At 32.2% G+C, this 13,942-nt stretch carries 15 protein-coding genes; 14 read left to right on the forward strand and 1 reads right to left on the reverse strand.

Features of this window, described 5'->3' with window-relative positions; translation table 11 throughout:
* Nucleotides 1-8 precede the first annotated feature (8 nt).
* From def to AC6FXG_RS01510, 9 genes are read left to right on the forward strand one after another with little or no spacing between them, the layout of a single operon-like run.
* Nucleotides 9-497 carry a peptide deformylase gene (gene def, locus AC6FXG_RS01470; protein ID WP_500571274.1) on the forward strand — a complete coding sequence of 163 codons (489 nt, stop codon included), beginning with the start codon at nt 9-11 and terminating at the stop codon, nt 495-497.
* A complete protein-coding gene (fmt, locus tag AC6FXG_RS01475; protein WP_500571275.1) occupies nt 498-1,418 on the forward strand; it encodes a methionyl-tRNA formyltransferase in 921 nt (306 codons plus the stop codon).
* A complete protein-coding gene (locus AC6FXG_RS01480; protein ID WP_500571276.1) occupies nt 1,390-2,622 on the forward strand; it encodes a transcription antitermination factor NusB in 1,233 nt (410 codons plus the stop codon). The genes fmt and AC6FXG_RS01480 overlap by 29 nt, the downstream gene beginning before the upstream one ends.
* Nucleotides 2,601-3,638 carry a dual-specificity RNA methyltransferase RlmN gene (gene rlmN, locus AC6FXG_RS01485; protein ID WP_500571277.1) on the forward strand — a complete coding sequence of 346 codons (1,038 nt, stop codon included), beginning with the start codon at nt 2,601-2,603 and terminating at the stop codon, nt 3,636-3,638. The genes AC6FXG_RS01480 and rlmN overlap by 22 nt, the downstream gene beginning before the upstream one ends.
* A gap of 1 nt (nt 3,639) precedes the next feature.
* Nucleotides 3,640-4,338 (forward strand): protein phosphatase 2C domain-containing protein, encoded by a 699-nt coding sequence (locus AC6FXG_RS01490; protein WP_500571278.1) that lies wholly within the window; start codon nt 3,640-3,642, stop codon nt 4,336-4,338.
* Between the two features lies 1 nt (nt 4,339).
* Complete coding sequence (pknB, locus tag AC6FXG_RS01495) at nt 4,340-6,439, forward strand: Stk1 family PASTA domain-containing Ser/Thr kinase (RefSeq protein ID WP_500571279.1); 2,100 nt, start codon at nt 4,340-4,342, stop codon at nt 6,437-6,439.
* On the forward strand, nt 6,423-7,286 hold the full coding sequence (gene rsgA, locus AC6FXG_RS01500; protein WP_500571280.1) for a ribosome small subunit-dependent GTPase A: 864 nt from the start codon (nt 6,423-6,425) through the stop codon (nt 7,284-7,286). The genes pknB and rsgA overlap by 17 nt, the downstream gene beginning before the upstream one ends.
* Nucleotides 7,280-7,936, forward strand: coding sequence for a ribulose-phosphate 3-epimerase (gene rpe / locus AC6FXG_RS01505; RefSeq protein WP_500571281.1), 657 nt, complete (start codon nt 7,280-7,282; stop codon nt 7,934-7,936). Before rsgA ends, rpe begins: the two co-directional genes overlap by 7 nt.
* Nucleotides 7,924-8,580 carry a thiamine diphosphokinase gene (locus AC6FXG_RS01510; RefSeq protein WP_500571282.1) on the forward strand — a complete coding sequence of 219 codons (657 nt, stop codon included), beginning with the start codon at nt 7,924-7,926 and terminating at the stop codon, nt 8,578-8,580. The genes rpe and AC6FXG_RS01510 overlap by 13 nt, the downstream gene beginning before the upstream one ends.
* A gap of 15 nt (nt 8,581-8,595) precedes the next feature.
* On the opposite strand, the gene rpmB is transcribed toward AC6FXG_RS01510, so the two are convergent.
* Nucleotides 8,596-8,775 carry a 50S ribosomal protein L28 gene (gene rpmB / locus AC6FXG_RS01515; protein WP_075573676.1) on the reverse strand — a complete coding sequence of 60 codons (180 nt, stop codon included), beginning with the start codon at nt 8,773-8,775 and terminating at the stop codon, nt 8,596-8,598.
* 137 nt (nt 8,776-8,912) lie between these two features.
* On the opposite strand from rpmB, the gene AC6FXG_RS01520 reads away from it, so the two are divergent.
* From AC6FXG_RS01520 to coaD, 5 genes are read left to right on the forward strand one after another with little or no spacing between them, the layout of a single operon-like run.
* On the forward strand, nt 8,913-9,269 hold the full coding sequence (locus AC6FXG_RS01520) for an Asp23/Gls24 family envelope stress response protein (RefSeq protein WP_075573675.1): 357 nt from the start codon (nt 8,913-8,915) through the stop codon (nt 9,267-9,269).
* An 8-nt stretch (nt 9,270-9,277) separates the two neighbouring features.
* On the forward strand, nt 9,278-10,906 hold the full coding sequence (locus AC6FXG_RS01525) for a DAK2 domain-containing protein (protein ID WP_500571283.1): 1,629 nt from the start codon (nt 9,278-9,280) through the stop codon (nt 10,904-10,906).
* Nucleotides 10,906-12,921 carry an ATP-dependent DNA helicase RecG gene (recG, locus tag AC6FXG_RS01530; protein ID WP_500571284.1) on the forward strand — a complete coding sequence of 672 codons (2,016 nt, stop codon included), beginning with the start codon at nt 10,906-10,908 and terminating at the stop codon, nt 12,919-12,921. The genes AC6FXG_RS01525 and recG overlap by 1 nt, the downstream gene beginning before the upstream one ends.
* A complete protein-coding gene (gene rsmD, locus AC6FXG_RS01535; protein WP_500571285.1) occupies nt 12,921-13,481 on the forward strand; it encodes a 16S rRNA (guanine(966)-N(2))-methyltransferase RsmD in 561 nt (186 codons plus the stop codon). The genes recG and rsmD overlap by 1 nt, the downstream gene beginning before the upstream one ends.
* The gene (gene coaD / locus AC6FXG_RS01540; protein WP_500571505.1) at nt 13,456-13,941 is read left to right on the forward strand and encodes a pantetheine-phosphate adenylyltransferase; all 486 of its coding nucleotides are present in this window, start codon (nt 13,456-13,458) and stop codon (nt 13,939-13,941) included. Before rsmD ends, coaD begins: the two co-directional genes overlap by 26 nt.
* Nucleotide 13,942: the final 1 nt, after the last annotated feature.

The following is a 13,942-nucleotide window of genomic DNA, read 5'->3' on the forward strand; positions in this document are numbered from 1 at the left end:
GAGGTTACATGGCAATTAGAAAATTAAGGATTGATGGAGATCCTATTTTAAGAAAACAATCAAAGACAGTAAAAGATATAAATGAAAATATTATAACATTAATAGAAGATATGAGAGAAACACTTGATGAATCAAATGGAGTAGGCCTTGCAGCTGTTCAAGTTGGTGCATTAAGAAGAATTATACTTGTAAAGCCAGAAGAAGATGAAGAGGCAATGGTTTTAATAAATCCTGAAATCGTTGAATGCGATGGCGCAGAAGTTGGACTAGAAGGCTGCTTGAGCGTTCCTGGTAAACACGGAAAAGTTGAACGCCCTCAAAAGATCCAAGTTAAAGCTATGGATGCATATGGCAAAGACCTTGATTTCGAAGCTGAAGACTTTGTGGCAAGAATTATTTGTCATGAGGTTGATCACACCAATGGTATCCTCTATACAGATAAAATTTATGAAAATCAACTTTTTGATGATGAAGATTTAATAGAGAGTGATTTATAGATGAGTAAAATTTTATTTTTTTCTTCAACACAATTTGGGGCGGAGATTTTAGAAACTTTGCACGAATCTAAAAACGAAATCGTTGGTGTAATAACACGATCTGATAAAGTTAGAGGCAGGGGAAATAAAATTATAAGCACTCCAGTAAAAAAATATGCTGAAGAAAACAATATCGAGGTTTTTGAAAAAGATTTTTTAAGTCAAAATGATGAGTCCTGGATTAAAGACTTGAACGCAGATTTTTTTGTAGTCGTAGCTTATGGAGCAATTTTGCCTCAATATATTTTGGGCCTTCCAAAGCTTGCTCCTATTAATATTCATGCATCGCTTTTGCCCAAATACAGGGGAGCTAGTCCAATAGAAAGTGTTATAAAGGATGGTAAAGATAAGACTGGAATAACATATATGAAAATGGTTAAAGCTCTTGATGCGGGTGATATTTATAAAGTTTTTGAACTAAGTATTGGTGAAAATGAAACTTTTGACTCTTTAAATCAAAGACTGTGTAATTTATCAAAAGAGACTATTGTAAATGTTTTATCTGGGATAGAGAGTGGAGAATTAAAGGCGCAACCACAAGGACCCGGTGAAACTTATGTAGGTAAAATTTCTAAAGAGGATGCACTGGTCGATTTTAATTTTAAAAGTAAGGATATAAAAAATAAAATCAATGCCTTGAGCTCACACATTGGTGCTTATGCTTATAATGGAGATGATAGATATAAATTATTTTCAGCTAGGCTTTCTGAACTTAAATTAGATCCAGGATTTATTAAAGTTTCTGATGGCAATTTGCATATAGGAACAAGTGATGGATCAGTTATAATTGATGAAATACAAGCTCCAGGTAAAAAGAAAATGAAAACATCTGATTTTTTAAGAGGAAATAATATTGAAGGAAGATTTGAAAATAAACGATAGAGAAGTTGCTTTTGATATCATATATAGAGTCATTTATGATGATGGCTATTCTAATTTATTATTAAAAAACAACCAGCTTGATTCAAGACCTTTTGTAACAGATTTGGTTTATGGAGTTATTGAAAGAAAATTTACCCTGGAAGAAATGCTAAAAATTTTATCAAATAAAGATATAAAAAAAATAGATGAGAAAGCTATTATTTTAATTTATATGGGCCTTTATCAGTTATTTTATTCCAATACGAAAGATTATGCAGCTATATATGAAGTTGTTGAATTAGCTAAAAAAATGTTAAATAAAGGAGCTGCTGGCTTTGTTAATGGGATTTTAAGATCAGCTCAGCGAATGGGAGATGACCTTTTAAATAAAGTTTATGACAGGGGTTGGGAGTATGAGTACTCTATTAATAGCGAGCTCTTGTCAATGATTAAGGAAAATAAGGCAAACACGCTTGAAATTTTAAAGGCAACTTTTATTCCGCCAAAAGTGCATATTTATGTAAGAAAAAATATGGCTAAAATCAAATCTAGGCTTGAATCTAATGAGATAAAATTCAAAGAAAAAGAGGATTTTTTAATAATACAAAACTATAGACACAGCGTGCTTACAAATTTTTTTAGAAATGGCGATTACACAATTATGGACTATTCTACATCAGCAGTAAGGGAACTTGCACCTGATAATAATTTTGAGACAATATTTGATATGTGCGCAGCGCCGGGCGGTAAAACCCTTTTGCTAGCTGATAAGTTTCCAAATGCCAAGATAAAAGCAAGTGATATATATAAGAATAGGGTTACTTTGTTGGAAAATAATATTAGACGCTGGGGACTAACAAATGTGACTTGTGGTGTTCATGATGCCAGAAATTTTGATGGTAATGAATACGATTTAGTTTTATGTGATGTTTTGTGCAGCGGCTCAGGTGTTATTTCTAGGAAGCCAGAGTTAAAATACAAGATAAATTATAAAATGATTGAAGAGTTAAATGTCAAGCAAATTGAAATACTCAAGAATGCTGTAAATCAAACTAAAAAAGATAAATATATAATTTACTCGACGTGTTCAATATTAAAAAGAGAAAATAGAGATATAGTAGATAGGGTAGCAGGAGAAAATAATTTAAGTATCATCAAAGATACAACAGTTTTTCCTAGTAAAGATAGTGAGGGATTTTACGCTTGCTTATTAAAAAAGATATAGATAATTTTACACATGAAGAATTAAAGTCAGAATTAGATCAATTCAATTTGCCGAAATTTAGGTCTAGTCAAATTTTTTCGGCTATTCATAAGAATAGAGTTGAAAGCTTTGATCAAATAAGTTCACTGCCAATGGATCTTAGGGCTAAACTTAAAGATGAGTATAACTTCACAGAAATTAGCACAGTAACAAGTTTAACGAGCAAGGATAGTAAGACTAAAAAATACTTATTTAAACTTGGCGATGGTAATTTTGTTGAGTCAGTATATATGGAATATAAGGATAGAAATTCCATATGTATTTCATCACAGGTTGGGTGCAGGATGGGTTGTGTTTTTTGTGCATCTACAAAAGGTGGCAAGGCAAGAAACTTAAGTTCTGGCGAAATGATTAGGCAAATTTATGAAATTGAAAAGCTTGAGGGCAAGTATATAAATAATATTGTTATTATGGGTCAGGGTGAACCTCTTGATAATTACGATAATCTTATTAGATTTTTAAAAACTATTTCTGATGAAAAGGGTGCCAATAAATCTTTAAGGAAGATTACTGTTTCAACATGTGGGCTCACAGATAAAATAATTGATTTAGCCCATGAAGGCTTGCCAGTAACACTTGCTCTTTCTTTGCACAGGACAACGGATGAAGAAAGGTCAAAGTTAATGCCTATAAATAAAAAATATCCACTAAATGAATTAATGGATGCGGTTTCCTATTTTTATAAAGAAACAGGCAGGAGGCCTAGCTTTGAATACATGGTAATTGGCGGTGAGAATGATAGCAATAAAGACGCTAAAAAATTAAAAGAATTTGTAAATAAAACGCACGCTCACATAAACATACTGGAATTAAATCCAATAAAAGAATACAATAATAAGGGCGAAGATGGTGCAGCGAAATTATTTACTCAAAAGTTAAATGATTTAAATGTAAATGCCACGTTTAGGCATAGCATGGGCCAAGATATTGATGGTGCATGCGGTCAATTAAGAAGAAAGTTTATATGCGAGGATTAATATGCAGTATTTCTCAAGAACAGATAAGGGTAATATTAGAAAAAACAATGAGGATTCATTGTTTATAAAGGAATTTGATGATTTATTAATTTTAGCAATATGCGACGGAATGGGTGGTCACAAATCTGGTGAAGTTGCCAGTAGCATGGCTGTAAAAGCTGTGGAAAAATGGAGACCTAACAAGGACGAAGATATTTTAAAATCACTGAAGAAGTTGGTAGAAGATATTAATATAAATATATATTTAAAATCTAAATCATCTGAAGATTTATCGGGAATGGGTACAACCCTTTCTATAGCAGTTATTGAAAAGAATATCTTATATTATGCTCATGTTGGTGACTCGAGAATTTATATATATGATGATGAGCTTAAACAAGTTACAAGTGATCACACACTAACTGCTGAATTAATTAAAAATGGTGTTGATGTCAATGAAGAATCGTATTCAAATTATATTACAAGAGCGGTTGGTGTATCTTCAATAGAAACACCAGACCTTGGTAAAATAGAATCAAGTGTACCTTTTAAAGTTTTTTTATGCACAGATGGCGTCACAAAATATCTGTCTGATGATGAATTAGAAGAAGAGCTTAAGAATGATAATGATTCAGAAACTGTTAATATTATTGTTGACAAGTGCCTCGAAAGAGGAGGCAAGGATAATATAACTTGTATTTTGACTAAGATAGGAGAATAGTATGGAAATAGGTTCAATGTTATTAGATAGATACGAGATACTTGAAGTTGTAGGCGTTGGCGGTATGGCAACTGTTTATAAAGCCAAGTGTCATACACTTGATAGACTTGTTGCTATCAAGGAACTAAAAGATGAGTATGCAAGCGATGAGGAATTCGTTAAGAAGTTTATGAACGAATGCCAAGCTGCAGCAAAATTAAATCATCCAAATATTGTTAGTATTTATGATTTTCATAAGGTAGAAATCGACGGTGTAGATCATTATTTTATAATAATGGAATACATTGATGGGGAGACATTAAAAGATTTAATCGCTAAAAAAAGTCCTATAGAACAAGATCAAGCTCTTATAATTGCTGGACAAATTTTAGCAGCTTTAAAAGAAGCTCACTCACATGGTGTTATTCATAGGGATATCAAACCTCACAATATTATGATTACAAAAAATGGAATAGTAAAGGTAACTGATTTTGGCATTGCAAGGGCAACATCAAATCAAACTATGACAACAACTATGGATGCTATGGGATCTGTTCATTATTTTTCACCAGAACAAGCCCGCGGTGCATATACTGATCAAAGAACAGATATTTATTCTTTCGGTATTCTTTTATACGAGATGGTTACTGGAAAGAGACCATATGATGGGGAAAATCCAATTACCATTGCCATGAAGCATTTAGAAGAAGAAATAACTCCGCCATCTAAGTTTAATCCTAATATTTCAGATGGTTTAGAGGCTATTATTTTAAAATGCGTAAAAAAACGTCAGGCTGAAAGATACCAAAATGTCGATGAAATAATCACAGATTTAAATAGGATACTCGATTCTAAGCGCAGTTTTTTATCAAATGAAGAAATTGATGAGCAGCTTGATATGACAAGGGTAATACCAAAAGATGAAATTGAACAATTGATGAAGAGCAAAAAGAAAAAAACTATTTCAGATGCTTATGATGGCAGCGACTATGACGATGATGAAGATTACGATTATGATTATGATCAAGATGACGATGATGAATATGATGATTATGACGATGAAGGCGTAAGCATATTTAAGAAGCTTCATTTATTACCTATTTTTGCTGGTATATTGTTAGCATTTTTATTAACTACAGGTTTGTATATTGGCTTTAACAAAATCAGAGAAACAAATATAAAAAATAGAATTGGTGAACATCCAGCACCAAATTTAATTGGTTTATCAGACGAAGAGGCCAGGGAAAAAGTATCAGAAATTAAAGTGAACTTAGAAATTGAAAGAGTAACTAATGAAACAAGCCGCGCTTTTGGAATATTAAATCAACGTCCTCAACCTGGAATTAATATTAAAGAAGGTTCTACAATTTATGTTACAATAAATTCTCCAGAAAAAGATAATTCGGAGGAATCAAAATCTACTGGCAAATTTATGAAAGATTATGTTGGCAAGAGCCTTGATGAAATCGAAGATGAGATAAAAAATCTTGGTGTAGGATATAAAATTGAATACGACAAGGATTCAAAAGGTCAAAAGAATGTAATTATAAAACAATCACCTAAAGCTGGGACGGAAATTATGGATAAAACTATTATTGTTTTTACAGTTCCAGAAACAGGTAGTTTTGGTGTAAGGAAGGTTCCAAAACTAGTGGGATTAAATGTAGAAGATGCGAAATCTTTAATTATAGCAAATGAATTTCAAGTTGGTAATATAACCTATGAAGCTTCTAAGGATGTAAAAAAAGATGTTGTTATCTCACAATCTCATGATGAAGGTGTTGAGTTTTCTCCTGGAACAATAATTACTTTAGTGGTATCAAAAGGCGAAGAAGAAACCGAAGATGAAGATGAACAAACTGAGACGGAAAATACAGAAACAAATAAAGATGCAGCTAATTTCAATCTTTCCTTTAATGTGCCTGAAGATAAGGAAGAGACAGCTGTTAAAGTTGTAAATATTGTAGATGGCCAGAGAACTGTTATTCATGAGGATGTGTATCCAAGCGACAAGGGTTTTGTATTCCTTGATTTTAGTGATTTAAAAGTTGGGTCAACAGTTGAACTATACTTTGATGATGTTATTAAACAGACATTTACTGTAAATGCAAACACAAATTAAAAGAGTGGCGGGAGGTGTGTTCTTAGCTGATTACAATGGGGAAGAATACATCCTCCATAGCCCTGGAAAAATAAAATCAGTACAGAAGTTGTTGGTTGGAGATATTGTTGAATTTGAAAAGCAGGATGATGACTTCATAATAACTAAAGTTTATGAAAGAAAAAATTCTTTCATAAGACCCCAGGCTGCAAACATAGATATATTTTTGATAGTTTCATCAATAGAAGATCCTCAATTTGATCAATATTTGACGGATAAGTTATTAGTTTACTCTTTTATTCATAATTGTGAGCCTATTGTTTTATTAACAAAATCTGATTTGGATTTAAGTAAGACAGAGGAAATAAAAGATATGTATAAAAAGAGCGGAATTGATATATATATTTCTGGTATTGACCATGAGTCTTATAGTGATATTGAAGAGAGATTTAAAGGAAAGCTGGTTATGGCAGTAGGTAATAGCGGGGTAGGCAAAAGTACTTTTTTAAATCAGTTGGCCAAGGACACCATTCAAAAAACAGCGGAGACGAGCAAAAAATTAGGGCGGGGCAGACACACCACAAGGCATGTAGAAATTTTTGATTTTGGTGAATTTAAATTAATAGATACGCCTGGCTTTGCTTCTTTAGATATACCACTTTTAAATGAAGGAGAGCATTTGCAGAATTATTTTCCCGAGTTTTTAAAATATAAGGGATCATGTAAGTTCAATACCTGCAAACATATTAATGAACCTGGATGTGCAGTAAAAAAAGCACTCAATGATGGCTTTATTGATAGAGGAAGGTATGAGAATTATTTAAGATTAGCAGAAGAGGTTAAAAACATGGAGGTAAACAGATGGTAAGAATTGCGCCAAGTGTGCTGAGTTGTGATTTTCTAAATTTAGCTGATGATATCGAGATGATGATGGATTCAGGCATAGATATCTTGCATATGGATATTATGGATGGTATGTACGTGCCAAATATTAGCTATGGACCGATGATTCTTAAACAAATTAAGGACAAATACGATATTGCTCTTGATACTCACCTAATGATAATGGAACCAAACAGGTATTTTGATGTTTTTAAAGATACAGGAACGGAATATTTAACAATACATGCTGAAGCATCAACACATTTAGAAAGAGATTTAAATAAAATAAAAGAATTAGGCATGAAAGCTGGTCTTGCTTTAAATCCAGGCACTTCTCCAGAAACAATTAGATATGTATTAGATGTTGTTGATATGGTTTTAGTAATGAGTGTAAATCCAGGTTTTGGTGGACAAAAATTTATCCCATCTGCTATTCAAAAGATAAAAGAGCTTAGACAAATGCTGGATTCAGTTGGATCAAATGCTTTAATTGAAGTGGATGGAGGAATAGTTGCATCTAATGTACTTGATGTAACAAAGGCTGGAGCTGATATGGTTGTAAGTGGCTCTGGATTATTAAAAGGTGATTTTAAAAGCAACCTTAAAGCTTTTAAAGATCAATTATGCAAGCTTTAATTGTTGGAGCAATGCTTAAGGATTATAATTATCTTTTAAAAATTTATGATAAATATAATTTTAAGATAGCAGTTGATAGAGGAGCGGAAGCTTTTTATAAAGCAAAGCTAATGCCAGATTTAATGCTTGGAGATTTTGATTCAATCAATCAAACTATATTAAATGAATTTGAATCATCTGGCGCCTCTTTAAAAAAATTTAAAATAGATAAGGACAAATCTGACTTAGAACTTGCTATAGAAGAAGCAAAAAACTTTGATAGGATTGATTTTTCTGGCGTGCTTGGTGGAAAACTTTCTCATGAGTTATTTAATATTAATCTATTAGTTAATCTTAAGAAACAAGGTTATAAAGTTTCAATAAGAGAACCTAATACTAGGGTTGAGTTCTTAAAAGATGGCGACCTATTAAAAGTTCCAAAGGGGCTAAGAGTAAGTATTGTTCCAAGTGAAGATATGGAAAGTAAAGTCAGCCTAAAGGGTTTTAAGTGGAATTTAAATAAGGCTCCTGTATCTAAATACAGCAGCCTAACGTTGAGCAATGAAACAATTGATTGTGGATTTATAAAAGTATATGGCGAGGTTTTAATGGTTATTATAGAACCACTAGAACATAAAACTAGGCAAGAAAAAAAGAGCTTATAGCTCTCTTCAAATTTCTTAAAATTCAGCTTTTCCTAAGCAACTTGTGCATACTTTAATTCTCTTAGCTGTTCCGTCTTCAACGACGCGAATTCTTCTAAGATTAGGAGCCCAAGATCTACGAGAGTTTCTTTTGGAGTGGCTAACTTTGTTACCAAATTCTTTGCCTTTTCCACATACATCACATACTCTTGCCATAATTACACCTCCTCTTATTTAACATATATATTCTACAATATATTTAGCTAAAAATCAAGCTATATTTTTAATAACTTGAATAATATATTAAAATATTATAAAATAGAGGGGAAGAATATCATATAAAGGAGTCTATTATGAGTGCTAAAATAATTACCGATTATGGAAAAATTACTATTTCTGACAATGCAGTTGCTATAATTGCAGGTATTTCTGCAATGGAGACATACGGAGTTGTTGGAATGGCTGCTAAAAATGCGACAGATGGAATTTTTGAACTTTTGAGTTTTAAGAATCTTTCTAAGGGCATTAAAGTTACATCAGAAGAAACATTTGTTAATATAGATATTCATATTATTATACAATATGGGATAAATATCGCAGTTGTATCTGAAAATCTTATTGAAAAGGTAAGATTTAATGTTGAAAAGCAAACTGGTTTAGAAGTTAGGGATGTAAACTTATTTGTTCAAGGAATAAGAACGAACAAATAGGAGGTATTATGAAGTATATAGATGCAAATATGTTTAAAAATGGCATTAAGAATGCTGTTGCTAATCTTGATGTGAATAAGGATTTGGTTAACGCTCTTAATGTTTTTCCAGTACCAGATGGAGATACTGGTATTAATATGTTTTTGACTATAAAATCTGCAAGTGAGCATGCTCTCTCTGAAGATAGCGATAACTGTGGTGATATTGCAAAAGCATTAAGCAAGGGTGCTCTAATGGGAGCAAGAGGAAACTCAGGCGTAATTTTATCTCAAATTTTACGTGGACTTTCACAAGGTATAGCTGATAAAAAAACTATAGATGTCAGTACAATGAGCCATGCATTAACAAGTGCAAAAGAAGTTGCATATAAGGCTGTAATGAAGCCTACAGAAGGAACAATATTAACTGTAATTAGGGAGATAGCTGAATACGCTGAAAAATCTCATAGAAAATTTGATGATACAGTTGAATTTTTTAAAGCTTGCCTTGATGTAGGACAAAAATCATTGGATAATACACCTAATTTGCTACCAGTTTTAAAAGAAGCTGGCGTAGTTGACTCAGGTGGTAAGGGTTTAATGGTCATATTGGAAGGATTCTATTTTGGTTTTATTGGAAAAGAGATTGATTATGAAATTGCTGCACCAGTTATTGAGCCTACAATCAATTTAGAGTTTGATGAAAGCATTAAGTATGGTTATTGTACTGAGTTTATGATTCATACGGATTTTGATGACCTTGATTTATTAAAACACAGACTTTTAGATTTTGGTGATTCGTTAGTTTGTGTAAAAAATGATGATATTATAAAAATTCACGTTCATACAAATCATCCAGGCAAGGCTTTTGAAATAGGTCTTGAATATGGTTATATAACCGGTGTTAAAGCTGATAATATGAGGCTTCAAAATGCTGAAGTAAGGGCTAGACATGATGACCATATTAAAGAAGAAATGATCAATCCTGGAGACTTAGAACACAAGGAGAATGCTTTTATAGCTGTTGCTGCAGGTGAAGGTATTAAAAATTTATTTTTAGACCTTGGTGCAGATAAGGTTGTATTGGGTGGACAAACAATGAATCCAAGTGTTGAGGATTTTATCAAGGCTGTTGATAGTATCAATGCAGATAATATTTTTATATTGCCAAATAATTCCAATATAATTTTAACTGCAGAAAATGTTTGCGATGTTTCTGATAAGAATATAATTGTAATTCCTACAAGGACAATCCCACAGGGTATACAAGCTCTCATCAATTACGATGATAGTTTAGATTTGAATACAATAACTGAAACTATGACCAAATCATTGGAAGAAGTTAAAAGTGGTGCAATAACTTATGCTGTAAGAGATACAGTTATTGATGGAAGGGAAATTAAAAAAGGCGACTACATGGCTATAATAGAAAAGGATATTGTGGCAAGTGATAGCGATAGATATGGCGTTTTAAAGGCAGCAATCGAATCAGCTGTTGATGAAGATACATCTATAGTAACTTTATTTGCGGGAGATGAAATTGATGATGCGACTTTAGAAGAAGATGTTGCGAACCTTTCAGAAGCTTATCCTGATATAGATATTGAATCTGCAAGGGGAGACCAACCTGTATATTATTATTTGTTGAGTATTGAATAATGAGCTTTGGGAGCATAAAGGGACTTGGGCCTAAACGTATTAAGTTACTTGAGAAATTGAATATTAATAACTTAAATGACCTTGTCTTTTATGCTCCTAATTATTATGAGGATAGAAAAACTGTACTTAATTTGGATCAAGTAAGAGACGGCGAGGATGCTTTGATTCATGTAAAAATAACACGTAGAGAGCCAATTAAACGTATCAACAATAAAATGACTATTGTAAATTTTGTTGCAAGTGACGGTTATCAAGTTATTAATATTTCTTTTTTTAACCAGTATTGGGCCAAAAATAATTTTAAAATTGGAGAATGGTATTATCTATTTGGAAGGATAAAAACTTTTAAATCAGAGATTACGATGAATTCTCCAATTTTTTCTTCAAAAATTGATGAGAACATCGGATCGATTGTACCAGTTTATCCGCTTACCAAAGATTTAACCAACAAAGTTTTAAGATCATATATTTCGCAGGCTTTAGATCAGTGGCAAGAGTTTGAGCTTGCTCCTAAATCATTAAGGGATGCTCACAACATTCCGCCAATGAAAACACTACTTAGAATGATTCATTTTCCAGAATCGATGGATGAAGCCAACAAGGCTATGTCATTGATGGCTTATGTAGAAGCTTTTTCAATTTTAGTCTCAACTTCAGATGGGAATAAATTATTTAAAAATAATCCTGGTGTTTCTTTAAAAGACACTGAAGAGGAGAGAGACTTTTTAAGATTTTTACCATTTAAACTTACAGACGGCCAAAAATCTAGCCTTGTAGAAATTAAAGAGGATTTAGAATCAGACATTAAAATGTCAAGATTACTTCAAGGCGATGTCGGAAGTGGTAAAACTGTTGTTGCCCAATATGCAATTGTAAAGACTGTAGCCTCTGGTTACCAGGCTGCCTTTATGGCGCCAACAGCAATTCTCGCTGAGCAAAATTATGTAAAGTTAAAAGCTTTAACTGATAGATTTGGTTTTAATGTAGCTCTTTTAACATCAAAGATAAAGAAGTCAGAAAGAGAAAAAATATTATCAGAACTTGAAGCGGGAAATATTGATGTTATTGTTGGGACACATTCTCTACTGAGTGATGATGTGAAATTTAAAAATATTGGATTTGTTGCCATTGACGAACAACACCGTTTTGGAGTTATGCAAAGAAGAATATTGGCTGAGAAAACTGCAGGAATAAATTTACTATTAATGAGCGCTACCCCTATTCCTAGAAGTCTTGCTCTTATTTTGTATGGCGAGATGGAGATCAGCGAAATACGTACTATGCCTGAGGGTAGGCAAAAAATAGAAACATATGCTTTAAATGAAAGTCAAATATCTTCTGTATACGAATTTGTATTAAATGAAATAAAAAAAGGCAGACAGGTATATTTTGTATGTCCTCTTATAGAAGAAAGCGAGAAAACAAATTTAAAATCAGCAGAAGATTTACACGCTGATCTTAAAGACATTTTTTCAAATTATAGAGTAGACCTTGTTACAGGCAGGACAAAAACTGACGATAAAGATGAAATTATGTCTGAATTTTATCAGGGAAAGATAAATATTTTGGTATCCACAACTGTAATCGAGGTAGGAATTGATGTGCCAAACGCAACTTGTATGGTAATTATGAATGCTGAAAGATTTGGCTTGTCACAACTCCATCAATTGAGGGGAAGAGTTGGCAGAGGCGAGCATAAGTCATATTGTTTATTAATCAACACTTCTAAATCTGAGGAGTCCTATGCAAGAATTAAAACTATGGAGAGGACTGATGATGGTTTTGAAATTGCAAAAGAAGATTTACGACTAAGAGGACCAGGAGAATTTTTAGGTTTAAGGCAACACGGCAGACAAAAATTAAAGTTCTTGGACTTTGAAAGAGACATGGATCTTATATTAATTGCGAAGAGAGATTATGAAAAATATGCAATGTCAAAAGATGATACTGAATGGAAACAAATATTAGTAAATAACAAAGAATTTATTGGCGATTATGCCCAGGAGATTAGCTAGTGAGGGTAATAAGTGGAAAACATAGAGGAGCAAAACTAAGTGCACCAAAAGGTCTAACGACAAGGCCGACGGATGATATGCTAAAAGAAAATATTTTTAATCTGATTGGACCTATAAAAAATCAATCAAGTGTATTAGATATATTTGCTGGCAGTGGACAAATTGGAATTGAATTTTTAAGTAGGGGTGCATCAGAGGCAGTATTTGTTGATAAAAATTTTAAGGCTATAGAGTCCATAAATGCGAATCTAGAAAAGCTAAAAATAATCAATCAAAAAGTTTATAAATTAGATGCACTAAGATTTATAAAGTCTTATACTGGCCATGCTTTTGATTATATTTATATTGATCCACCATACGATGATAAAGAATTATTAAATGATGTATTGGAATTTTTAAATAAATCTGATATAATAGATAATAATACTAAAATTATTATAGAAACGGTAGATGATTTAAACGAATCTTTTGAAGGTTACCAATTGATTAAGTTTCGTAAATATGGAAAACGAAAGGTAATAATTCTAGAGGTAAATAATGAGAGCAGTTTATCCAGGTAGCTTTGATCCAATTACAAATGGTCACCTCGATATTATTTTTAGGGGTGCAAAGCTTTTTGATGAGCTAAGAGTAGCTGTTTTGAATAACGTATCAAAAAAATCGCTTTTTAGCTCAGAAGAAAGAATCGAAATGATTAAAGAAAATATAAAAGAATATGATAATATTATTGTTGAACCATTCGATGGACTCTTAATTAATTATGCAAAAGAAGTTAAAGCTGATGTTATAATTAGGGGTTTAAGAGCTGTAAGTGATTATGAGTATGAGCTTCAGATGGCTCTAGCTAATAAAAAATTATATGATGAAATAGAGACTATATTTTTAGTATCTAATAGTAAGTATTCTTATTTAAGCTCAAGTCTTGTAAAAGAAATTGCACATTTTGATGGCAATCTTCAAGATTTTGTGCCAGTCAATGTAAATATAAAACTCAAAGAAAAATTCTCGAAGGAGGTATAAA

It is taken from the genome of Ezakiella massiliensis (assembly GCF_059862345.1).